The 23390-nt window shown below is 56.8% G+C and carries 13 protein-coding genes, 6 tRNA genes and 2 rRNA genes; all 21 read left to right on the top strand.

Translation table 11 applies throughout. From position 1 onward, the window contains the following. Nucleotides 1-11: 11 nt before the first annotated feature. The 21 genes from ACSQ36_RS17945 (at nt 12) to fusA (ending at nt 23376) form a co-directional block, all read left to right on the top strand. A tRNA-Ile gene (locus ACSQ36_RS17945) sits at nt 12-88 on the top strand. Nucleotides 89-129: 41 nt separating this feature from the next. After that, a tRNA-Ala gene (locus ACSQ36_RS17940) sits at nt 130-205 on the top strand. A gap of 327 nt (nt 206-532) precedes the next feature. After that, a 23S ribosomal RNA gene (locus tag ACSQ36_RS17935) occupies nt 533-3413 on the top strand. A gap of 175 nt (nt 3414-3588) precedes the next feature. Then, nucleotides 3589-3701 (top strand): 5S ribosomal RNA (gene rrf / locus ACSQ36_RS17930). A 165-nt stretch (nt 3702-3866) separates the two neighbouring features. Further along, nucleotides 3867-3952: transfer RNA gene (locus ACSQ36_RS17925), tRNA-Tyr, on the top strand. A 37-nt stretch (nt 3953-3989) separates the two neighbouring features. Then, nucleotides 3990-4063, top strand: a tRNA-Gly gene (locus tag ACSQ36_RS17920). A gap of 12 nt (nt 4064-4075) precedes the next feature. Then, nucleotides 4076-4150: transfer RNA gene (locus tag ACSQ36_RS17915), tRNA-Thr, on the top strand. 65 nt (nt 4151-4215) lie between these two features. Further along, nucleotides 4216-5406 (top strand): elongation factor Tu, encoded by a 1191-nt coding sequence (tuf, locus tag ACSQ36_RS17910; RefSeq protein WP_031361585.1) that lies wholly within the window; start codon nt 4216-4218, stop codon nt 5404-5406. A 75-nt stretch (nt 5407-5481) separates the two neighbouring features. After that, nucleotides 5482-5557: transfer RNA gene (locus ACSQ36_RS17905), tRNA-Trp, on the top strand. Between the two features lie 34 nt (nt 5558-5591). Beyond that, on the top strand, nt 5592-5972 hold the full coding sequence (gene secE, locus ACSQ36_RS17900; RefSeq protein ID WP_047845327.1) for a preprotein translocase subunit SecE: 381 nt from the start codon (nt 5592-5594) through the stop codon (nt 5970-5972). A 1-nt stretch (nt 5973) separates the two neighbouring features. Then, entirely contained in the window at nt 5974-6531 is a 558-nt protein-coding gene (gene nusG, locus ACSQ36_RS17895; protein ID WP_031361596.1) for a transcription termination/antitermination protein NusG, read from the top strand. A gap of 156 nt (nt 6532-6687) precedes the next feature. Then, on the top strand, nt 6688-7119 hold the full coding sequence (rplK, locus tag ACSQ36_RS17890; protein WP_213767099.1) for a 50S ribosomal protein L11: 432 nt from the start codon (nt 6688-6690) through the stop codon (nt 7117-7119). Beyond that, nucleotides 7120-7815: a 50S ribosomal protein L1 gene (rplA, locus tag ACSQ36_RS17885; protein ID WP_031361594.1), complete on the top strand. Its 696-nt coding sequence runs from the start codon at nt 7120-7122 to the stop codon at nt 7813-7815. Nucleotides 7816-8113: 298 nt separating this feature from the next. Beyond that, nucleotides 8114-8644 (top strand): 50S ribosomal protein L10, encoded by a 531-nt coding sequence (gene rplJ / locus ACSQ36_RS17880; RefSeq protein WP_213767100.1) that lies wholly within the window; start codon nt 8114-8116, stop codon nt 8642-8644. 75 nt (nt 8645-8719) lie between these two features. Next, complete coding sequence (gene rplL / locus ACSQ36_RS17875; RefSeq protein ID WP_062092985.1) at nt 8720-9088, top strand: 50S ribosomal protein L7/L12; 369 nt, start codon at nt 8720-8722, stop codon at nt 9086-9088. 367 nt (nt 9089-9455) lie between these two features. After that, nucleotides 9456-13562, top strand: coding sequence for a DNA-directed RNA polymerase subunit beta (rpoB, locus tag ACSQ36_RS17870; RefSeq protein WP_165092722.1), 4107 nt, complete (start codon nt 9456-9458; stop codon nt 13560-13562). A 21-nt stretch (nt 13563-13583) separates the two neighbouring features. After that, the gene (gene rpoC / locus ACSQ36_RS17865; RefSeq protein WP_213767101.1) at nt 13584-17831 is read left to right on the top strand and encodes a DNA-directed RNA polymerase subunit beta'; all 4248 of its coding nucleotides are present in this window, start codon (nt 13584-13586) and stop codon (nt 17829-17831) included. Between the two features lie 192 nt (nt 17832-18023). Next, a complete protein-coding gene (recQ, locus tag ACSQ36_RS17860) occupies nt 18024-19871 on the top strand; it encodes a DNA helicase RecQ (RefSeq protein ID WP_436182859.1) in 1848 nt (615 codons plus the stop codon). A gap of 203 nt (nt 19872-20074) precedes the next feature. Next, entirely contained in the window at nt 20075-20452 is a 378-nt protein-coding gene (rpsL, locus tag ACSQ36_RS17855; protein ID WP_158934176.1) for a 30S ribosomal protein S12, read from the top strand. 215 nt (nt 20453-20667) lie between these two features. Beyond that, entirely contained in the window at nt 20668-21138 is a 471-nt protein-coding gene (gene rpsG, locus ACSQ36_RS17850; RefSeq protein ID WP_031361587.1) for a 30S ribosomal protein S7, read from the top strand. A gap of 135 nt (nt 21139-21273) precedes the next feature. Continuing rightward, on the top strand, nt 21274-23376 hold the full coding sequence (fusA, locus tag ACSQ36_RS17845) for an elongation factor G (protein ID WP_213767103.1): 2103 nt from the start codon (nt 21274-21276) through the stop codon (nt 23374-23376). The last annotated feature ends 14 nt before the right edge of the window (nt 23377-23390 follow it).

Genomic DNA, 23390 nt, shown 5'->3' with positions numbered 1-23390 from the left:
AGACAGGCTAAGGGTCTGTAGCTCAGTTGGTTAGAGCACCGTCTTGATAAGGCGGGGGTCGTTGGTTCGAATCCAACCAGACCCACCATTTACGTTTGTAAATGCAGACCCTCAAGCATCAAGGTACTTGGGGGATTAGCTCAGCTGGGAGAGCACCTGCTTTGCAAGCAGGGGGTCGTCGGTTCGATCCCGTCATCCTCCACCAATCACCAACGCATAGCATTCTTTATAAAGAGAGTGATTACGCATTGGCGATTGAGCCAGTCAGTAAGCAACTTAAAGCATAGCGCTTTAAGTTGTGCTGTCGTTCTTTAACAATCTGGAAGAAGTAGTAAAGAGATTCACGAAAGTACACTTAGAGATGGGTGTGTGAGTAGGTGAATCAGGGTTGTGATTGTATCAATGTATGAAAAGGTGATCGAAAGATTGCTTTGGAATACGGCGCAACACGAATACTCAACCTATAGCGGGGTGAAGAAAAACACGGTCCGGGGCAACCTGGGTAGTGTTTGGAGAGACACACTCGTTATAGGGTCAAGCGAACAAGTGCATGTGGTGGATGCCTTGGCGATCACAGGCGATGAAGGACGCGGTAGCCTGCGAAAAGCTACGGGGAGCTGGCAAACGAGCTTTGATCCGTAGATGTCCGAATGGGGAAACCCGGCCCTTCTGGGTCATCCTAGACTGAATACATAGGTCTAGTGAAGCGAACGCGGTGAACTGAAACATCTAAGTAACCGCAGGAAAAGAAATCAACCGAGATTCCCAAAGTAGTGGCGAGCGAAATGGGATCAGCCTGTACTCTTTAGCACGACCGTTAGCCGAACACTCTGGAAAGTGTGACCATAGCAGGTGATAGTCCTGTAGGCGAAAGCGGATGTGTGGAACTAGGTGTACGACAAGTAGGGCGGGACACGTGAAATCCTGTCTGAAGATGGGGGGACCATCCTCCAAGGCTAAATACTCGTGATCGACCGATAGTGAACCAGTACCGTGAGGGAAAGGCGAAAAGAACCCCGGGAGGGGAGTGAAATAGATCCTGAAACCGCATGCATACAAACAGTCGGAGCCTCGCAAGGGGTGACGGCGTACCTTTTGTATAATGGGTCAGCGACTTACGTTCAGTAGCAAGGTTAACTGATTAAGGCAGCCGTAGCGAAAGCGAGTCCGAATAGGGCGTTCAGTTGCTGGGCGTAGACCCGAAACCAAGTGATCTATCCATGGCCAGGTTGAAGGTGCGGTAACACGTACTGGAGGACCGAACCCACTAATGTTGAAAAATTAGGGGATGAGCTGTGGATAGGGGTGAAAGGCTAAACAAACTTGGAAATAGCTGGTTCTCTCCGAAAACTATTTAGGTAGTGCCTCGTGTATCACCTTCGGGGGTAGAGCACTGTCATGGTTGTGGGGTCCATTGCGGATTACTACGCCATAGCAAACTCCGAATACCGAAGAGTGCAATCACGGGAGACAGACATCGGGTGCTAACGTCCGGTGTCAAGAGGGAAACAACCCAGACCGCCAGCTAAGGTCCCCAAATATTGCTAAGTGGGAAACGAAGTGGGAAGGCTAAAACAGTCAGGAAGTTGGCTTAGAAGCAGCCATCTTTTAAAGAAAGCGTAATAGCTCACTGATCGAGTCGTCCTGCGCGGAAGATGTAACGGGGCTAAGCAATATACCGAAGCTGCGGATGCGGGATTTATCCCGCATGGTAGGAGAGCGTTCCGTAAGCCTGTGAAGGTGCATTGAAAAGTGTGCTGGAGGTATCGGAAGTGCGAATGCTGACATGAGTAGCGATAAAGGGGGTGAAAAGCCCCCTCGCCGTAAGCCCAAGGTTTCCTACGCAACGTTCATCGGCGTAGGGTGAGTCGGCCCCTAAGGCGAGGCAGAAATGCGTAGCTGATGGGAAGCAGGTTAATATTCCTGCACCATTGTTAAATGCGATGGGGGGACGGATCGCGGAAGGTTGTCCGGGTGTTGGAAGTCCCGGTCCTTGCATTGGAGAAGGCGCTTAGGCAAATCCGGGCGCGGAATTCAAGGGTGTGAGGCGAGCCGCTTAGGTGGCGAAGCAATCGGAAGTGGTTCCAAGAAAAGCCTCTAAGCTTCAGTTTAACAAGACCGTACCGCAAACCGACACAGGTGGGCGAGATGAGTATTCTAAGGCGCTTGAGAGAACTCGGGAGAAGGAACTCGGCAAATTGGTACCGTAACTTCGGGATAAGGTACGCCCCTGTAGCTTGACTGGCCTGCGCCAGGAGGGTGAAGGGGTTGCAATAAACTGGTGGCTGCGACTGTTTAATAAAAACACAGCACTCTGCAAACACGAAAGTGGACGTATAGGGTGTGACGCCTGCCCGGTGCCGGAAGATTAAATGATGGGGTGCAAGCTCTTGATTGAAGTCCCGGTAAACGGCGGCCGTAACTATAACGGTCCTAAGGTAGCGAAATTCCTTGTCGGGTAAGTTCCGACCTGCACGAATGGCGTAACGATGGCCACACTGTCTCCTCCCGAGACTCAGCGAAGTTGAAGTGTTTGTGATGATGCAATCTCCCCGCGGCTAGACGGAAAGACCCCATGAACCTTTACTGTAGCTTTGCATTGGACTTTGAACCGATCTGTGTAGGATAGGTGGGAGGCTATGAAACCGGAACGCTAGTTTCGGTGGAGCCGTCCTTGAAATACCACCCTGGTTTGTTTGAGGTTCTAACCTTGGTCCGTGATCCGGATCGGGGACAGTGCATGGTAGGCAGTTTGACTGGGGCGGTCTCCTCCCAAAGTGTAACGGAGGAGTACGAAGGTACGCTAGGTACGGTCGGAAATCGTGCTGATAGTGCAATGGCATAAGCGTGCTTAACTGCGAGACCGACAAGTCGAGCAGGTGCGAAAGCAGGTCATAGTGATCCGGTGGTTCTGTATGGAAGGGCCATCGCTCAACGGATAAAAGGTACTCTGGGGATAACAGGCTGATACCGCCCAAGAGTTCATATCGACGGCGGTGTTTGGCACCTCGATGTCGGCTCATCTCATCCTGGGGCTGTAGCCGGTCCCAAGGGTATGGCTGTTCGCCATTTAAAGAGGTACGTGAGCTGGGTTTAAAACGTCGTGAGACAGTTTGGTCCCTATCTGCCGTGGGCGTTGGATATTTGAAGGGGGCTGCTCCTAGTACGAGAGGACCGGAGTGGACGAACCTCTGGTGTACCGGTTGTCACGCCAGTGGCATCGCCGGGTAGCTATGTTCGGAAGAGATAACCGCTGAAAGCATCTAAGCGGGAAACTCGCCTTGAGATGAGATATCCCTGGAGCTTTAAGCTCCTTGAAGGGTCGTTCTAGACCAGGACGTTGATAGGTCAGGTGTGGAAGTGCAGTAATGCATTAAGCTAACTGATACTAATTGCCCGTAAGGCTTGATCCTATAACAAGTGTGTCTCCTATGGCCCAGTGCCAGACGAACGCAAAGGTTGAGATCAGTGTTGTGCCTAGTAACAAACACAATCCAGTAACAACGAGGCGCTCTGCAAGAGTGAACTCGACTACTTCTTCCCCAGATTGGTTGTAGCGCCTAACCCGCGATACAACACCCCTTTATGCCTGATGACCATAGCGAGTCGGTACCACCCCTTCCCATCCCGAACAGGACCGTGAAACGACTCCACGCCAATGATAGTGCGGATTCCCGTGTGAAAGTAGGTAATCGTCAGGCTCCTCATCTGTTGCTCGTAACCTGTGCAGCTAAACAAAAACCCCACCCCACAAAGGTGGGGTTTTTGCGTTTCTGAACGCCTATAAGTGAGAGGCATCGATTACGGTGGGCTCGCTGAAAGCTTGACACAGCAGCGATGTTCCCCCATAATCGTCAGTTCTCTGCGGAGGGGTGCCCGAGTGGCTAAAGGGGGCAGACTGTAAATCTGTTGGCTTACGCCTACGCTGGTTCGAATCCAGCCTCCTCCACCAGAATAATGTAGCAAGCGTCGGGAATCGTTAGACCCAAGCGGGTGTAGCTCAATGGTAGAGCAGAAGCCTTCCAAGCTTATGACGAGGGTTCGATTCCCTTCACCCGCTCCAGCATCAAGGTCTGCCCATGTGGCTCAGTGGTAGAGCACTCCCTTGGTAAGGGAGAGGTCAGCAGTTCGATCCTGCTCATGGGCACCAGCAACACTAGTCCACACGTTTGCGCGCGGCGCAAGGTACGGAAAAATTCCTGTTAGGAGTCGAAAATGGCAAAAGGTAAATTCGAACGGACCAAGCCGCACGTCAACGTAGGCACGATTGGTCACGTCGACCATGGCAAGACCACGCTGACGGCAGCAATCGCGACGGTGTTGTCGAAGAAGTTTGGCGGCGAAGCGAAGGCGTATGACCAGATCGATGCAGCGCCGGAAGAAAAGGCACGTGGTATTACGATCAACACGGCACACGTCGAGTACGAAACGGCAGCGCGTCACTACGCGCACGTTGACTGCCCGGGACACGCCGACTATGTGAAGAACATGATTACGGGTGCAGCGCAGATGGACGGCGCGATCCTGGTGTGTTCGGCTGCAGACGGTCCGATGCCGCAAACGCGTGAGCACATTCTGTTGGCTCGCCAGGTTGGCGTGCCGTACATCATCGTGTTCCTGAACAAGTGCGACATGGTGGACGACGCCGAGTTGCTGGAACTCGTTGAAATGGAAGTGCGTGAGCTTCTGGTGAAGTATGACTTCCCGGGCGACGAGACGCCGATCATCAAGGGTTCGGCCAAACTGGCGCTGGAAGGCGACACGGGCGAGCTGGGCGAAGTGGCGATCATGAACCTGGCCGACGCACTGGACACGTACATCCCGACGCCGGAGCGCGCCATCGACGGTTCGTTCCTGATGCCGGTGGAAGACGTGTTCTCGATCTCGGGTCGCGGCACGGTGGTGACGGGCCGTATCGAGCGCGGTGTGGTTAAGGTTGGCGAAGAAATCGAAATCATCGGCATCAAGCCGACGGTGAAGACGACGTGCACGGGCGTGGAAATGTTCCGCAAGCTCCTGGACCAAGGTCAAGCGGGCGACAACGTGGGTATTCTGTTGCGCGGCACGAAGCGTGAAGACGTGGAACGTGGCCAGGTGTTGGCCAAGCCGGGTTCGATCACGCCGCACACGCACTTCACGGCTGAAGTGTATGTGTTGAGCAAGGACGAAGGCGGTCGTCACACGCCGTTCTTCAACAACTATCGTCCGCAGTTCTACTTCCGTACCACGGACGTAACGGGTTCGATCGAGTTGCCGAAGGACAAGGAAATGGTCATGCCGGGCGACAACGTGTCGATCACGGTGAAGCTGATCGCTCCGATCGCGATGGAAGAAGGTCTGCGCTTCGCTATCCGTGAAGGCGGTCGTACCGTCGGCGCTGGTGTCGTCGCCAAGGTTCTCGCGTAAATCGAGCAAAGCCAGAAATTGCTCGATAGTCTGTAGTTTTCGGGGTTGGCGAAATCGCCGACCCCAAAATGGTTTAGGGGTATAGCTCAACTGGCAGAGCGTCGGTCTCCAAAACCGAAGGTTGGGGGTTCGATTCCCTCTGCCCCTGCCACAATCTTGCGTCTCCGGGCGCTGCTTAAGGTGTTATGGCGAATCCTTCCGTCGAAACTGTAAATACTTCCGGCGACAAGTTGATGTTGACCGCGGGCGTATTGTTGGTCTTGGCCGGGTTCGTAGGTTTCTTCTGGCTAAGTGGCCAGGAGTGGTACGTTCGCGGCGCCGCGCTGGCTGTCGGCTTGATCGCGGGTGTTGCGGTCGGTCTTCTCTCCGCACCGGGAAAGGGTTTTATCGCCTTTGCCAAAGATTCGTACAAAGAAGTCCGCAAGGTGGTGTGGCCGACACGTAAGGAAGCCACGCAAACCACGCTGGTGGTCTTCGCATTTGTGCTGATCATGGCGATCTTCTTGTGGCTTAGCGATAAGTCGATCGAGTGGGTGATATTCTCGGTAATTCTGGGTTGGAGATGATATGAGCGAAGCACCAGCATCACCGAGCGGAAAACGTTGGTATGTCGTGCACGCCTACTCCGGTATGGAGAAGAGCGTGCAACGTGCGCTTCAGGAGCGCATCGACCGTGCCGGCATGCAGGATCAGTTTGGTCAAATTCTCGTCCCGACCGAAGAAGTCGTGGAAGTGAAGGGCGGCCACAAGTCTGTAACAGAACGTCGTTTCTTTCCGGGCTATGTGCTCGTCGAAATGGAAATGACGGACGAAACGTGGCACCTGGTAAAAAATACTGCCAAGGTGACGGGTTTTGTTGGCGGGGCGCGTAATCGTCCGAGCCCGATCTCTCCGCGTGAAGTGGAAAAGATCATGTCGCAGATGCAAGAAGGCGTGGAAAAACCGCGTCCGAAGACGCTCTTCGAGGTGGGCGAAATGGTTCGGGTCAAGGACGGTCCGTTCACCGACTTCAACGGCAACGTTGAGGAAGTGAACTACGAGAAATCGCGCGTTCGTGTATCGGTCACCATTTTTGGACGCTCGACCCCGGTTGAACTGGAATTCGGCCAAGTCGAGAAGGTTTAAAAGCATTCGTTTTTTGCCGCGCTCGAAGTGTCAACTTCGTAGCGCGGTTCGCGCTTACAGTCCGCGTTATGGCTGTTGAGGAGCGCCAGTAGCCGTTTTTGGCGAGCGCGCGTTATCACTCACCGAACGCTAACGCGTTCTGCAGAGGTTTTCAACATGGCAAAGAAAATCATCGGCTTTATCAAACTGCAGATTCCTGCAGGTAAAGCCAATCCGTCACCGCCGGTTGGTCCGGCACTGGGCCAGCGCGGCCTGAACATCATGGAGTTCTGCAAGGCGTTTAACGCGCAGACTCAAGCGATGGAGCCGGGTCTGCCGGTGCCGGTGGTTATTACGGCATTCGCGGACAAGAGCTTCACGTTCATCATGAAGACGCCGCCGGCTACCGTTCTGATCAAGAAGGCAGCAGGTATTCAGAAGGGTTCGCCGAAGCCGAATGCTGACAAGGTCGGCAATATCACGCGCGCTCAAGCTGAAGAAATCGCCAAGACCAAGTTGCCTGACCTGACGGCAGCGAATCTGGACGCAGCAGTTCGTACGATCGCGGGCAGCGCCCGTTCGATGGGCATCACCGTGGAGGGCTTGTAAATGGCTAAGCTTTCTAAGCGCCTTAAAGCGTTCGCCTCCAAGGTCGATCGTATGAAGTTGTATCCCGTTGACGACGCTCTTTCGCTGGTCAAGGAATGCGCAAGCGCGAAGTTCGACGAATCGATCGACGTGGCTGTGCAACTCGGCATCGACGCGAAGAAGTCGGACCAAGTGGTTCGTGGTTCGGTCGTGTTGCCCGCAGGTACCGGCAAGTCGGTTCGCGTTGCTGTGTTTGCGCAAGGCGAAAAGGCTGAGCAGGCTCGTGCAGCCGGCGCAGAAATTGTTGGTATGGAAGACCTGGCTGAACAAGTCAAGGCCGGTAACCTGAACTTCGACGTTGTGATCGCTTCGCCGGACACAATGCGCGTTGTCGGTACGCTTGGTCAGATCCTCGGCCCGCGCGGCCTGATGCCGAATCCGAAGGTTGGCACGGTAACCGCTGACGTTGCTCAAGCTGTTCGCAACGCAAAGGCTGGTCAGGTGCAGTTCCGCGTCGACAAGGGCGGGATCATCCACGCAACCATCGGCCGTGCTTCGTTTGAGCCGGCGTCGTTGCGTAAGAATCTGTCGGCACTGGTGGAAGCCCTTCAAAAGGCTAAGCCGGCGACCAGCAAGGGCGTGTATCTGCGTAAGATCGCATTGTCGAGCACCATGGGTGTCGGCGTGCGCGTAGATCACTCGACGCTCTCGCAGTAAAGAATCATGCGCAGGTTGACGCGATCTCGCGTGAACCTGCGTTAAGGGCTTTGGGCGGTTGCAAGCTGAAGTTGGCGAGCAACCGGTTGTCAAAGACCGTTGGCGGAAGCGCAGCAGTTGGGCGTGACCTTAATGCAAGCCAACGCAGATGGCGAACCCGTAACAGTTTTGGTGTGGTTGAAGTCGGTTGTCGCGTGTCGTGAGATGCGCACTAGCCGGTCGAAATACTCCTGACAGGTCGGACGCCGTTGTTGAACGCGGTGCGCTAAGTTGGCGCATCGAATCTGGAGGTTTAACCGTGCCACTGAACAAAGAAGACAAGCAGGCAGTTGTCGCTGAAGTCGCCGCGCAAGTTGCGAAGGCTCAGACGATGGTGCTCGCTGAGTATCGTGGAATTGCGGTTGGCGATCTGACCAAGCTGCGCGCAAAGGCTCGCGAGCAACAAGTGTATCTCCGCGTGTTGAAAAACACGTTGGCGCGTCGCGCCGTGGAAGGTACGCCGTTCGCTGCGCTGGCCGAGCAGATGACTGGTCCTTTGATCTACGGCATCTCGGAAGATGCAATTGCTGCTGCCAAGGTTGTTAACGACTTCGGCAAAACCAATGACAAGTTGATCATCAAGGCCGGTTCCTACGAAGGCAACGTGATGGACAAGGCGGCTGTGCAAGCACTCGCCAACATCCCGAGCCGCGAAGAACTGCTCTCCAAGTTGTTGTACGTCATGCAAGCTCCTGTTGCCGGCTTCGCGCGCGCTCTGGCCGCGCTCGCCGCGCAAAAGGGTGGCGGCGCTGAAGCTCCGGCTGAAGCTGAGCCGGAAGTTGCTGCGTAACGTACTGCGCTTGGTTGCCTGGTTAGGCTTACAAGATCGCTGGCTGTATCCGAATTCAATTTAGGAGTATTTCAAATGGCAATCGCAAAAGATGACATCCTCGAAGCAGTAAGCTCGATGTCGGTTCTGGAATTGAACGAGCTGGTCAAGGCGTTCGAAGAGAAGTTTGGCGTGTCGGCTGCAGCAGTTGCAGTTGCTGGCCCCGCTGGTGCCGCTGCTGTTGTTGAAGAGCAGACCGAGTTCACGGTGAACCTGGTCGAAATCGGCGCAAACAAGGTGTCGGTGATTAAGGCTGTTCGCGAACTGACGGGTCTCGGCCTGAAGGAAGCGAAGGACCTGGTTGACGGTGCACCGAAGCCTGTTAAGGAATCGGTACCGAAGGCTGCTGCTGAAGAAGCGAAGAAGAAGTTGGAAGAAGCAGGCGCGAAGGCTGAAATCAAGTAAGTTTCGCGGCGCTCTGCTAAGGCTGGCGGTCTATGACCGCCGGCCTTTTTCTGCTTTGTGGGAACAATGTTTTGAGTCGCCGGTTTCGGCAACAAGAACCACATAGAAGCCAAAGAAAAACATCGGCTGGACAATTTTGCCGATTCTTTTCTTTGTCTTCTGAAGCGACTGCAGAAGGCAAGTTTGGTCGGGTAGCGGGAAACATAGGCATCCGCTGCCGTCAGCCAGCGGTTGGTAGCGGCCAACCACCAAGCTTCTAGGCTCGTTCGCCCCTCCCTGGGCGTATGACGAGTCTCAGTCGGTGAACACCGGGTCGTGTCATCGAGGTATCCCGCCTCGGCAACGCCCGCCGTGATTCGGAGATCGTATGCAATATTCCTTCACCGAGAAGAAGCGTATTCGCAAGAGTTTCGCGAAACGCCCCATCGTTCACCAGGTTCCCTTCTTGCTGGCAACCCAGCTTGAATCATTCAGCACATTTCTGCAAGCCGAGACCATCGGGACTCAGCGCAAGGCAGAAGGACTGCAAGCAGCTTTTTCATCGGTCTTCCCGATCGTTTCGCACAACGGCTTTGCGCGTCTCGAATTCGTGAGCTACATGCTCTCGCCGCCGGCGTTCAACATCAAGGAATGCCAGCAGCGTGGCCTGACGTACTGTTCCGCCTTGCGCGCCAAGGTGCGTCTGGTGTTGCTCGACAAGGAATCGCCGAGCAAGCCGGTCGTCAAGGAAGTGAAGGAGCAGGAAGTCTACATGGGCGAAATGCCGCTCATGACGCCGACCGGTTCGTTCGTCATCAACGGTACGGAACGTGTGATCGTGTCCCAGCTGCACCGTTCGCCTGGCGTGTTCTTCGAGCACGACAAGGGCAAGACGCACAGCTCGGGCAAGCTGCTTTTCTCGGCTCGTATCATCCCTTACCGTGGTTCATGGCTCGACTTCGAATTCGATCCGAAGGACGTGCTGTATTTCCGCGTCGACCGTCGCCGGAAAATGCCTGTGACTATCCTGCTGAAGGCCATTGGTCTGACGCCGGAACAGATCCTCGCGAACTTCTTCGTCTTCGATAACTTCGCCTTGATGGGCGAAGGCGCGCAAATGGAATTCGTGCCGGAGCGTCTGCGCGGTGAAGTCGCGCGCTTTGACATCCAGGATCGCGAAGGCGCCGTCATCGTTCAGAAGGACAAGCGGATCAACGCGAAGCACATTCGTGACCTCGAAGCTGCGAAGACGAAGTTCATTTCGGTACCGGAAGACTATTTGCTCGGCCGCGTGCTGGCAAAGAATGTGGTCGATGGCGAAACGGGCGAAGTGATCGCGAACGCCAACGACGAGATCACCGAAATGGTGCTCGAGAAGCTGCGCGAGTCGAAGGTCAAGGACATCCAGACGCTCTACACGAACGATCTGGATCAAGGCCCGTACATTTCGTCGACGCTGCGTATCGATGAAACCGCTGACCGCATGGCTGCACGTATCGCGATTTATCGCATGATGCGTCCGGGCGAACCGCCGACGGAAGAAGCCGTTGAAGCGCTGTTCAACCGCCTGTTCTACAGCGAAGACGCATACGACCTGTCGAAGGTAGGTCGTATGAAGTTCAATCGCCGCGTGGGCCGCGACGAGATCGTCGGCAAGATGACGTTGGAAGACGACGACATCCTCGCGACCATCAAGATTTTGGTCGAGCTGCGTAACGGCAAGGGCGAAGTCGATGACATCGATCACCTGGGCAATCGCCGTGTGCGTTGCGTAGGTGAGTTGGCTGAGAACCAGTTCCGCGCGGGCCTCGTGCGCGTGGAACGGGCTGTGAAGGAACGTCTGGGTCAGGCTGAAAGCGAAAACCTGATGCCGCACGACCTGATCAACTCGAAGCCGATTTCATCCGCTATTCGTGAGTTCTTCGGTTCGTCGCAGTTGTCGCAGTTTATGGACCAGACGAATCCGTTGTCGGAAATCACCCACAAGCGCCGTGTATCGGCTCTTGGACCGGGCGGTTTGACGCGTGAACGCGCAGGCTTTGAAGTCCGCGACGTGCATCCGACTCACTACGGCCGTGTGTGCCCGATTGAAACGCCGGAAGGTCCGAACATCGGGCTGATCAACTCGCTGGCGCTGTACGCGCACTTGAACGAATACGGTTTCCTCGAGACGCCGTATCGGAAAGTGGTTGATAGCAAGGTGACGGATCAGATCGACTATCTGTCGGCGATTGAAGAAGGCCGCTACGTGATCGCTCAGGCGAACGCGTCGCTGGGCGAAGGCGGCACGCTGACCGATGAACTGGTTTCGTCGCGTGAAGCGGGCGAAACGCTGATGGTCACGCCAGATCGTATTCAGTACATGGACGTGGCGCCGTCGCAGATCGTGTCCGTGGCTGCTTCGCTGATTCCGTTCCTTGAACACGATGACGCGAACCGCGCATTGATGGGCTCGAACATGCAGCGCCAGGCAGTTCCTTGCCTGCGTCCTGAAAAGGCTGTGGTCGGTACGGGTATTGAACGTACGGTGGCGGTCGACTCGGGTACGACGGTTCAGGCGGAACGCGGCGGTATCGTCGATTACGTGGACGCGGGCCGTATCGTGATTCGCGTGAACGACGATGAAGCCGTTGCCGGCGAAGTCGGTGTCGACATCTACAACCTGATCAAGTACACGCGTTCGAACCAGAACACGAACATCAACCAGCGTCCGATCGTCAAGGTTGGCGACAAGGTTGGCCGTGGCGACGTCGTGGCTGACGGCGCATCGACCGATCTGGGCGAGCTCGCGCTCGGCCAGAACATGCTGGTCGCGTTCATGCCGTGGAACGGCTACAACTTCGAAGATTCGATCTTGATCTCGGAGAAGGTCGTTGCTGAAGACCGTTACACGTCGATCCACATCGAAGAACTGAATGTGGTTGCTCGTGACACGAAGCTCGGACCGGAAGAAATCACGCGCGACATCTCGAACCTGGCCGAAGTGCAACTCGGCCGTCTCGATGAGTCGGGCATTGTGTACATCGGCGCGGAAGTGGAAGCGGGCGATGTGCTGGTCGGCAAGGTCACGCCGAAGGGCGAAACCCAGCTGACGCCGGAAGAAAAGCTGCTGCGCGCAATTTTCGGTGAGAAGGCGTCGGACGTGAAGGATACGTCGCTGCGCGTGCCGTCAGGCATGAGCGGTACGGTGATCGACGTGCAAGTGTTCACGCGCGAAGGCATTACGCGGGACAAGCGTGCACAGCAGATTATTGATGACGAACTGAAGCGTTATCGTCTGGACTTGAACGACCAGTTGCGCATTGTGGAAGGCGACGCGTTCTCGCGTCTCGCCCGTATGCTCAACGGCAAGGTCGCGAACGGCGGTCCGAAGAAGCTGGCGAAGGGTACGAAGATCGACCTGCCGTACCTGGAAGATCTGGATCACTACCACTGGTTCGACATCCGCCTCGCGGACGAAGAAGCAGCGGCGCAGCTCGAAGCCATCAAGGACTCGATCGAACAAAAGCGTCATCAGTTCGATCTGGCGTTCGAAGAAAAGCGCAAGAAGTTGACGCAAGGCGACGAACTGCCGCCGGGCGTGCTGAAGATGGTCAAGGTGTACCTGGCTGTTAAGCGTCGTCTGCAACCGGGCGACAAGATGGCCGGCCGTCACGGTAACAAGGGTGTTGTGTCGAAGATCGTACCGATCGAAGACATGCCGTACATGGCCGATGGCCGTCCGGCCGACGTCGTGTTGAACCCGCTCGGCGTGCCGTCGCGGATGAACGTGGGTCAGATTCTCGAAGTGCATCTGGGCTGGGCCGCGAAGGGTCTGGGATGGCGTATCGGCGAAATGCTGCAGCGTCAGACCAAGATTGAAGAGCTGCGTGCTTTCCTGACCAAGATCTACAACGAGTCGGGCCGTAAGGAAGAGCTGGAAAACTTCACCGACGACGAAATCGTCGAACTGGCGAAGAACCTGCGCGAAGGTGTTCCTTTTGCAACGCCGGTGTTCGACGGCGCGACGGAAGGCGAAATGGAACGTGCGCTGGATCTGGCGTTCCCGGACGACATCGCGAAGCAGTTGGGCATGACGAAGTCGAAGAATCAGGTGCAGTTGAGCGACGGCCGCACGGGTGAACCGTTCGAACGGACGGTCACGGTGGGCTACATGCATTACCTGAAACTGCATCACTTGGTCGACGACAAGATGCACGCCCGTTCGACCGGACCGTACTCGCTCGTCACGCAGCAGCCGCTGGGTGGTAAGGCGCAGTTCGGTGGCCAGCGTTTCGGTGAGATGGAAGTGTGGGCGCTCGAAGCATATGGCGCTTCGTATGTGCTGCAAGAAATGCTGACTGTTAAGTCGGATGACGTGGCGGGTCGTACCAAGGTGTATGAAAACCTGGTCAAGGGTGACCACGTGATCGACGCCGGCATGCCTGAGTCGTTCAATGTGTTGGTGAAGGAAATCCGGTCGCTCGGTATCGACATCGACCTGGACCGGAACTAATCGGACTACTGGAGAGACGCAATGAAAGCTCTGCTCGATCTATTCAAGCAAGTCCAACAACCTGAAGTTTTTGACGCGATCAAGATCGGTCTGGCCTCGCCGGACAAGATCCGGTCGTGGTCCTTCGGCGAAGTGAAGAAGCCTGAAACCATCAACTACCGGACGTTCAAGCCGGAACGCGATGGCCTGTTTTGCGCCAAGATCTTTGGCCCGATCAAGGACTACGAGTGCCTGTGCGGCAAGTACAAGCGCCTGAAGCACCGCGGCGTGATCTGCGAAAAGTGCGGAGTTGAAGTCACGCTCGCCAAGGTGCGTCGCGAACGGATGGGCCACATTGAACTGGCCTCGCCGGTTGCGCACATCTGGTTTTTGAAGTCGCTGCCGTCGCGTCTGGGCATGGTGCTCGACATGACGTTGCGCGACATCGAACGCGTGCTGTATTTCGAAGCGTACGTGGTGATCGAACCGGGCATGACTCCGCTGAAAGCGCGGCAGATCATGACGGAAGAGGATTACTACAATAAGGTCGAAGAATACGGCGACGAATTCCGTGCCGAGATGGGCGCGGAAGGCGTGCGTGAACTGCTGCGCGCGATCAACATCGACGAACAGGTCGAAGTGCTGCGCACCGAACTCAAGAACACGGGTTCGGAAGCGAAGATCAAGAAGTATGCAAAGCGCCTGAAAGTGCTCGAGGCATTCCAGCGTTCGGGCATCAAGCCGGACTGGATGGTGCTGGAAGTGCTGCCGGTGCTGCCGCCGGAACTGCGTCCGCTCGTGCCGCTGGATGGTGGCCGTTTCGCTACGTCCGACCTGAACGACTTGTATCGCCGCGTGATCAACCGTAACAACCGGTTGAAGCGTCTGCTCGAGTTGAAGGCGCCTGAAATCATCGTCCGTAACGAAAAGCGGATGCTGCAGGAAGCCGTCGATTCGTTGCTCGACAACGGTCGTCGCGGTAAGGCAATGACCGGCGCGAACAAGCGTCCGTTGAAGTCGCTCGCTGACATGATCAAGGGTAAGGGCGGCCGTTTCCGTCAGAACTTGCTCGGTAAGCGCGTTGACTATTCGGGTCGTTCGGTGATCGTGGTGGGTCCGACGCTCAAGCTGCATCAGTGCGGTCTGCCGAAGCTGATGGCGCTCGAACTGTTCAAGCCTTTCATCTTCAACAAGCTGGAAGTGATGGGTGTTGCTACCACCATCAAGGCCGCGAAGAAGGAAGTCGAGAACCAGACAGCCGTGGTGTGGGACATTCTGGAAGAAGTGATCCGCGAACATCCGGTGATGCTGAACCGCGCGCCTACGCTTCACCGTCTTGGCATTCAGGCTTTCGAGCCGGTGCTGATCGAAGGTAAGGCTATTCAGCTGCATCCGCTGGTTTGCGCGGCGTTCAACGCCGACTTCGACGGTGACCAGATGGCCGTTCACGTGCCGCTGTCGCTGGAAGCGCAGATGGAAGCGCGCACGCTGATGCTGGCGTCGAACAACGTCCTGTTCCCGGCCAACGGCGATCCGTCGATCGTGCCGTCGCAGGATATTGTGCTGGGTCTTTACTACGCATCGCGTGAAGCGGTGAACGGCAAGGGCGAAGGCATGACGTTCACGGGCGTGTCGGAAGCGATTCGTGCGTACGAAAACAAGGAAGTCGAGCTGGCGTCGCGGGTGAATGTCCGGATTACGGAAAACATTCACAACCCGGATCAAAGCGAAGGCGCGCCGAAGTTCGTGCCGAAGATCACGCTGTACGCAACCACCGTTGGTCGTTCTATTCTGTCGGAAATTCTGCCGCCAGGACTGCCGTTCTCGGTGCTGAACCGTCCGCTGAAGAAGAAGGAAATTTCGCGCCTGATCAACACGGCATTCCGCAAGTGCGGTCTGCGCGAAACGGTGATCTTCGCCGACCAGCTGATGCAGATGGGTTTCCGTCTGGCTACGCGCGCCGGTATTTCGATTTGCGTCGACGACATGCTCGTGCCGCCGCAGAAAGAACAGATCGTCGGCGATGCAGCCAAGAAGGTGAAGGAATACGACCGCCAGTACATGTCGGGTCTCGTCACCTCGCAAGAGCGCTACAACAACGTGGTCGACATCTGGTCGGCAACGTCGGAAGCGGTCGGCAAGGCGATGATGGAGCAGTTGGCTACGGAACCCGTGGTCGACCGCGACGGTAATCAGACGAAGCAGGAATCGTTCAACTCGATCTACATGATGGCCGACTCGGGCGCTCGTGGATCCGCTGTTCAGATTCGTCAGCTGGCCGGTATGCGTGGCCTGATGGCGAAGCCGGACGGCTCGATCATCGAGACGCCTATCACGGCGAACTTCCGTGAAGGCCTGAACGTGTTGCAGTACTTCATCTCGACGCACGGTGCACGTAAAGGCCTGGCCGATACGGCGTTGAAGACGGCGAACTCGGGTTACCTGACGCGTCGTCTCGTTGACGTGACGCAGGATCTGGTCGTGGTCGAAGACGATTGCGGCACGACGAACGGCGTGGCAATGAAGGCGTTGGTTGAAGGCGGTGAAGTTGTCGAAGCCTTGCGTGACCGGATTCTCGGCCGCGTGACGGTGGCGGACGTCGTCAATCCGGAATCGCAGGAAACGCTGTACGAATCGGGTACGTTGCTCGACGAAGACATGGTCGATGAAATCGAACGCCTGGGTATCGACGAAGTGCGCGTGCGTACGCCGTTGACCTGCGAAACGCGTTACGGCCTGTGCGCTTCGTGCTATGGCCGCGACCTGGGTCGTGGCTCGCGCGTGAATGTGGGCGAAGCGGTGGGTGTTATCGCTGCTCAGTCGATTGGTGAGCCGGGCACGCAGCTGACCATGCGTACGTTCCACATCGGTGGCGCGGCGTCGCGTGCGGCAATCGCTTCGTCGGTGGAAGCGAAGTCGAACGGCACGGTGCGTTTCACGGCAACGATGCGTTACGTCACGAATGCGAAGGGCGAGCAGATCGTCATCTCGCGTTCGGGCGAGGCGATCATTGCCGACGACCTCGGTCGTGAGCGCGAACGTCACAAAATCCCGTACGGCGCCACGTTGCTGCAACTGGACGGCGCGCAGATCAAGGCCGGTGCGCAACTGGCTCAATGGGATCCGTTGACGCGTCCGATCATCACCGAGTGGGGCGGTACGGTGAAGTTCGAAAACGTCGAAGAAGGCGTGACGGTTGCGAAGCAGATCGACGATGTGACGGGGCTTTCAACGCTCGTCGTGATCGACGTGAAGCGTCGTGGTTCGCAAGCGGCGAAGAGCGTTCGTCCGCAAGTGAAGCTGCTCGATCCGCAAGGCGAAGAAGTCAAGATCCCGAACACTGAGCATTCGGTGCAGATCGGCTTCCAGGTCGGCGCACTGATCACCGTGAAGGACGGTCAGCAAGTGCAGGTGGGTGAAGTGCTGGCACGTATCCCGGTTGAAGCGCAGAAAACGCGTGACATTACCGGTGGTCTGCCGCGTGTGGCCGAACTGTTCGAAGCGCGCTCGCCGAAGGACGCCGGTATCTTGGCGGAAGTCACGGGTACGACGTCGTTTGGTAAGGACACGAAGGGCAAGCAGCGTCTCGTTATTACCGACGTGGAAGGGGAACAGCATGAGTTCCTGATCACGAAGGAAAAGCAGGTGCTGGTGCATGATGGTCAGGTCGTCAACAAGGGCGAAATGATTGTCGATGGCCCGGCCGACCCGCACGACATCCTGCGTTTGCAGGGTATCGAAGCGCTGGCTCGCTACATCGTGGACGAAGTGCAGGACGTGTACCGTCTGCAAGGCGTGAAGATCAACGACAAGCACATTGAAGTGATCGTGCGTCAGATGTTGCGCCGCGTGCAGATCGTCGACAACGGCGATACGCGTTTCATCATGGGCGAACAGGTTGAGCGTTCGGACATGCTGGACGAGAACGACCGGATGGCCGCGGAAGACAAGATCCCCGCGACCTACGAGAACGTGCTGCTGGGTATTACGAAGGCATCGCTCTCGACCGATTCGTTCATCTCGGCAGCTTCGTTCCAGGAAACGACGCGCGTGTTGACCGAAGCGGCCATCATGGGCAAGCGGGACGATTTGCGCGGTCTGAAGGAAAACGTGATCGTCGGCCGATTGATTCCGGCTGGTACAGGTCTCGCGTTCCACAAGGCACGCAAGAGCCGCGAGTTGTCGGATCGTCAACGTTTCGACCAGATTGCAGCGGAAGAATCGTTCGATTTCGGCACGCCCGAAGCCGCACCTGTCGCACCTGCAGAACAGCAGCATCCGGCGGAGTAAGTTCTGAAGTTCGGGCCTTTTTACAGGTTCGGGCTTTAGCAACTGATCTGCCTGTACAAGAAGCCGCCCGGTTTATGCCGGGCGGCTTTTTTTTGCTCTATCAATTGGCTAACGTTGAGTCATGCCGCCGCCTTGGGGCCGTGTCGTTGGTAAAATCGGGGCACTCACGCTCTGGCGCACTCCGTCTTCCCCATGTCCCGTTCGCTCGAAATTCTCAAGGAAGTATTTGGCTACCCCGTTTTCCGGGGGCAGCAGGGCGAAATCGTTGATCATGTGGCTGCCGGCGGAGACTCGCTTGTGCTGATGCCAACCGGCGGCGGGAAGTCGTTGTGTTATCAGATTCCTGCCTTATTGAGGCGTGAAGCGGGTTTCGGTGCGGGCATTGTCGTCTCGCCGCTGATTGCCTTGATGCAGGATCAGGTCGCTGCATTGAGCGAAGTCGGCGTGCGTGCTGCATGCCTGAATTCGACGCTCACGGGCGCCGAAGCGGCTGCAACCGAGCGCGCGTTGCGTAACGGGGAAATCGACCTGCTGTATGTCGCGCCGGAACGCCTGATGACACCCCGTTTCCTCGAGTTGATCGAGAGCGTACGCATTGGCCTGTTTGCCATCGACGAAGCGCATTGCGTGTCGCAATGGGGGCACGATTTCCGCCCTGAATACATCCAGTTGTCGGTGCTGCATGAGCGGTTTCCGTCGGTTCCCCGGATCGCGCTTACCGCAACCGCCGACGCCATTACGCGCGATGAAATCGTGCATCGCCTCGCGCTCGATAACGCGCGTATTTTCGTCTCCAGCTTTGACCGGCCGAACATCCGATATCGGATCGTCGAAAAGGATAACGCGCGGGCTCAATTGCTCGATTTCATTCGCGCCGAGCATACGAACCCTGACAAAACCACCGACGCTGGCGTGATCTATTGCCTGTCGCGCCGCAAGGTGGAGGAAACCGCCGACTGGCTCAAGAGTCAAGGCGTGCGCGCGCTGCCGTATCACGCCGGCATGGAGTACGAAACGCGTCAGCGGCACCAGGAAATGTTCAAACGCGAAGAGGGCATCGTGATGTGCGCGACGATTGCTTTCGGCATGGGTATCGACAAGCCAGACGTGCGCTTTGTCGCGCATCTGGATTTACCCAAGAGCGTGGAAGGCTATTACCAGGAAACCGGGCGCGCGGGCCGTGACGGCATGCCGGCGAACGCGTGGATGGCGTACGGCCTCGGCGACGTGGTGCAGCAGCGCAAGATGATCGACGAATCGGACGCGGACGATACCCACAAACGCGTGCAGGGTGGCAAGCTCGACGCGCTGCTTGGGCTTTGCGAAGCGGCTTCATGCAGGCGGGTGCGTTTACTTGGCTACTTTGGCGAGGCGAGTCAGCCCTGCGGCAATTGCGATACCTGCCTCGAGCCGCCTGAATCGTGGGACGCCACGCGTGAGGCGCAGATGGCGCTTTCGTGCGTGTACCGGGCGTATAAGGCCAGTGGTTTCCATTTCGGCGCTGGCCATCTGATCGATATCTTGCGCGGCAGCCGGTCTGAGAAGTTGCTTCAACGTGGTCATGAAAAACTATCCACGTTCGGACTCGGCGCGGCGCTGTCAGAGCAGGAATGGCGCGCGGTGTTTCGTCAATTGGTTGCGTTCGGCTATCTGGCCGTCGATCACGACGGTTTCGGCGCACTGATTCTCACCGAGGCAAGCAAGGCGGTGCTCAAAGGCGAGCAGAACGTGACGCTTCGAAAGTACGTCAAGCCGACGCGGAGCCGGCAGTCATCCAGCCGAACAGGCGAACGCGCCGATCCGACGGCAGGCATGTCGCCGCGTATCAAAGCACGCTGGGAAAGGCTGCGCGCGTGGCGTGCAAGCATGGCTAAAAGCGACGGCGTGCCGGCGTACGTCATTTTCCACGACGCCACGCTCGCAGAGATCGCGCGTAATGAGCCGGATTCTATTGAGGATCTCAGCCAGATTCCGGGCATTGGCGCGCGCAAACTCGAACGTTTCGGCAGCGAATTGCTCGAGGTGGTCGGCGCCAACTAGTTTTTGCTGTTCATCTGCCTGGATCGGTACCCAAGCTGTTGACCGTATTAGGAATTTCAGATTATGATGCTAGGTTCTCGTTCTTGGATCTGCTAAGAGGGTTTTCCTCGCACGCACGAACAAGAATCGGAATGCTCGATGCGCAATCCGTTTTGCTTTGCCCGAAACGGGGGCGTCGATTTTGATCAATTTAGGAATAGACAATGCCAACCATCAATCAATTGGTTCGCAAAGGCCGCGCTTCAGAAGTAGTGAAGAGCAAGTCGCCGGCCTTGCAGGACTGCCCCCAGCGTCGTGGAGTGTGCACTCGCGTGTACACGACGACGCCGAAGAAGCCGAACTCGGCACTTCGTAAAGTTGCAAAAGTTCGTCTGACGAACGGTTTCGAAGTTATTTCGTACATCGGTGGTGAAGGCCACAACCTGCAGGAACACTCGGTCGTGCTGATTCGCGGCGGACGGGTGAAAGACTTGCCGGGTGTGCGTTACCACATGGTTCGCGGCTCGCTGGATACCCAGGGCGTCAAGGATCGTAAGCAAGCTCGCTCGAAGTACGGTGCGAAGCGCGCCAAGGCCAAGTAAATATTTGGCTGGTAAGTTGTACAGGTTGCCCTTAACGGGCGTTCAAGCGGTGGTGCCGGAAGTGCCGGTGCTGTCGAGTAAGTGGTCACCCGGCCAAGCTGGTTAGTCAGGACAGTGCGCACTCAAAAGCGCGTTTAGATGGATCGGGTTTGTTGGTGACCGCGGGGTTCGTGCGAAAAAAAGCGCGGCTCCAACTGAAAATCAAAGGAAGAAACATGCCGCGTCGTCGCGAAGTCCCCAAACGGGACATTTTGCCGGATCCGAAATTCGGCAACGTAGATGTAGCCAAGTTCATGAACGTGATCATGCTGTCGGGCAAGAAGTCGGTTGCCGAGCGTATCGTTTATGGTGCTTTTGAACAGATCCAGACCAAGGGTGGCAAGGACCCGCTGGAGGTGTTCACGGGTGCGCTCAACAACGTGAAGCCGGTGGTGGAAGTGAAGAGCCGTCGCGTTGGTGGTGCGAACTATCAAGTTCCAGTGGAAGTGCGTCCGTCGCGTCGTATGGCATTGGCGATGCGTTGGTTGCGCGAAGCTGCGAAGAAGCGCAGCGAGAAGTCGATGGCCCTGCGTCTCGCAGGTGAGCTTTCGGAAGCCGCGGAAGGCCGCGGCGGCGCGATGAAGAAGCGCGACGAAGTTCACCGGATGGCAGAAGCCAATAAGGCGTTCTCGCACTTCCGCTTCTAAGGCTGCTTTTTAGGCCTCCCGACCTGGGACGAACGGAAAAACCTCCGGGCGGGTGCGCTTACAAAGCGCCTCGCCCGTTTGTGTTAAGGCGCGACCGGCATGTGCCGGTCACGTCGACCCAATTAAGGATTCAAAGTGGCTCGCAAGACACCTATCGAGCGCTACCGAAATATCGGTATTAGCGCTCACATCGACGCCGGCAAAACGACGACGACCGAGCGCATCCTGTTTTACACGGGCGTGAACCACAAAATCGGTGAAGTTCACGACGGCGCAGCAACGATGGACTGGATGGAGCAGGAGCAGGAGCGCGGCATCACCATTACGTCGGCAGCAACGACGGCCTTCTGGAAAGGCATGGCTGGCGACCGCCCCGAGCACCGCATCAACATCATCGACACCCCGGGACACGTCGACTTCACCATTGAAGTTGAACGTTCCATGCGTGTGCTCGACGGTGCGTGCATGGTTTATTGCGCTGTGGGCGGCGTTCAGCCCCAGTCGGAAACCGTATGGCGTCAGGCCAACAAGTACAAGGTTCCCCGTCTCGCGTTCATCAACAAGATGGACCGTACCGGCGCGAACTTCTTCAAGGTCTATGATCAGCTCAAGCTGCGTCTGAAGGCGAACCCGGTACCCGTCGTGGTGCCAATCGGCGCAGAAGACACGTTCACGGGCGTGGTCGACCTGATCAAGATGAAGGCGATCATTTGGGATGAAGCGTCCCAGGGCATCAAGTTCGAGTACGAAGAAATCCCGGCTGCATTGCTGGATACGTGCAACGAGTGGCGTGAAAAGATGGTCGAAGCTGCTGCCGAAGCCAACGAAGAAATGATGAACAAGTACCTCGAAACGGGCGCGTTGTCCGAAGAGGAAATCGTGAAGGGTCTTCGCGACCGTACGATTGCTTGTGAAATCCAGCCAATGTTGTGCGGCACCGCGTTCAAGAACAAGGGCGTGCAACGGATGCTGGACGCCGTGCTCGACTTCTTGCCTTCGCCTATCGACATTCCGCCGGTTCTGGGCGAACTGGAAGACGGCGCGCGTGAAGAGCGTCGTGCAGCTGACGACGAGAAGTTCTCGGCACTCGCGTTCAAGATCATGACCGACCCGTTTGTCGGCCAGTTGATCTTCTTCCGCGTGTATTCGGGTACGACCAAGTCGGGCGACACGCTGCTGAACGCGACCAAGGACAAGAAGGAACGTCTTGGCCGTATTCTGCTGATGCACGCAAACCAGCGCGAAGAAATCAAGGAAGTGCACGCAGGTGACATCGCTGCCGCGGTTGGTTTGAAAGACGTGACCACCGGCGACACGCTGTGCGATCCGCTGCATCCCATCGTCCTGGAACGCATGATTTTCCCGGAGCCCGTGATTTCGCAGGCTGTGGAACCCAAGACGAAGCCTGACCAGGAAAAGATGGGCCTTGCGCTCAATCGTCTGGCTCAGGAAGATCCGTCGTTCCGCGTTCAAACCGACGAAGAGTCGGGCCAGACCATCATTTCGGGAATGGGCGAGCTGCACCTGGAAATTTTGGTTGACCGCATGCGGCGCGAATTCGGCGTTGAAGCAACCGTTGGCAAGCCGCAAGTTGCGTATCGCGAAACGATCCGCGGCAAGGCTGAAGACGTTGACGGCAAGTTCGTCAAGCAGTCGGGCGGACGCGGTCAGTATGGCCACGTTGTCATTACGCTTGAGCCGAATGAGCAGGGCAAGGGCTACGAGTTCCTGGACGAGATCAAGGGCGGCGTGATTCCGCGCGAATACATCCCGGCTGTGGACAAGGGCATTATTGAAACGCTGAAGGCTGGCGTGCTGGCAGGCTTCCCTGTGGTGGACGTCAAGGTTCACCTGACGTTCGGTTCGTACCACGACGTTGACTCGAACGAAAATGCATTCCGCATGGCCGGTTCGATGGCGTTCAAGGACGCAATGCGCAAGGCAAGCCCGGTTATTCTCGAACCGATGATGGCTGTGGAAGTCGAAACGCCGGAAGACTACATGGGCAACGTGATGGGCGACTTGTCGAGCCGTCGCGGTATCGTCCAGGGTATGGAAGACATGGTTGGCGGCGGCAAGATCGTGCGCGCTGAAGTCCCGCTGTCGGAAATGTTCGGGTATTCAACGTCGCTGCGGTCGGCGACGCAAGGTCGCGCTACGTACACGATGGAATTCAAGCACTATTCTGAAGCTCCGCGAAACGTGGCAGAAGCGATCATCAACGCGAAATCCAAGTAATTCGGTAAGCCAGA

The sequence above is a fragment of the Caballeronia sp. LjRoot34 genome, from assembly GCF_964253815.1.
GTDB lineage: Bacteria > Pseudomonadota > Gammaproteobacteria > Burkholderiales > Burkholderiaceae > Caballeronia.
This window is presented reverse-complemented; position numbering and strand designations above follow the sequence as displayed.

Excerpts from the sequence above, each read along its gene's own strand:
- rplL (WP_062092985.1), top strand. The coding sequence starts at position 8,720 with ATGGCAATCGCAAAAGATGACATCCTCGAAGCAGTAAGCTCGATGTCG.
- rpsL (WP_158934176.1), top strand. The coding sequence starts at position 20,075 with ATGCCAACCATCAATCAATTGGTTCGCAAAGGCCGCGCTTCAGAAGTA.
- nusG (WP_031361596.1), top strand. The coding sequence starts at position 5,974 with ATGAGCGAAGCACCAGCATCACCGAGCGGAAAACGTTGGTATGTCGTG.
- rplK (WP_213767099.1), top strand. The coding sequence starts at position 6,688 with ATGGCAAAGAAAATCATCGGCTTTATCAAACTGCAGATTCCTGCAGGT.
- rpsG (WP_031361587.1), top strand. The coding sequence starts at position 20,668 with ATGCCGCGTCGTCGCGAAGTCCCCAAACGGGACATTTTGCCGGATCCG.
- rplA (WP_031361594.1), top strand. The coding sequence starts at position 7,120 with ATGGCTAAGCTTTCTAAGCGCCTTAAAGCGTTCGCCTCCAAGGTCGAT.
- rpoC (WP_213767101.1), top strand. The coding sequence starts at position 13,584 with ATGAAAGCTCTGCTCGATCTATTCAAGCAAGTCCAACAACCTGAAGTT.
- rpoB (WP_165092722.1), top strand. The coding sequence starts at position 9,456 with ATGCAATATTCCTTCACCGAGAAGAAGCGTATTCGCAAGAGTTTCGCG.
- tuf (WP_031361585.1), top strand. The coding sequence starts at position 4,216 with ATGGCAAAAGGTAAATTCGAACGGACCAAGCCGCACGTCAACGTAGGC.
- recQ (WP_436182859.1), top strand. The coding sequence starts at position 18,024 with ATGTCCCGTTCGCTCGAAATTCTCAAGGAAGTATTTGGCTACCCCGTT.
- secE (WP_047845327.1), top strand. The coding sequence starts at position 5,592 with ATGGCGAATCCTTCCGTCGAAACTGTAAATACTTCCGGCGACAAGTTG.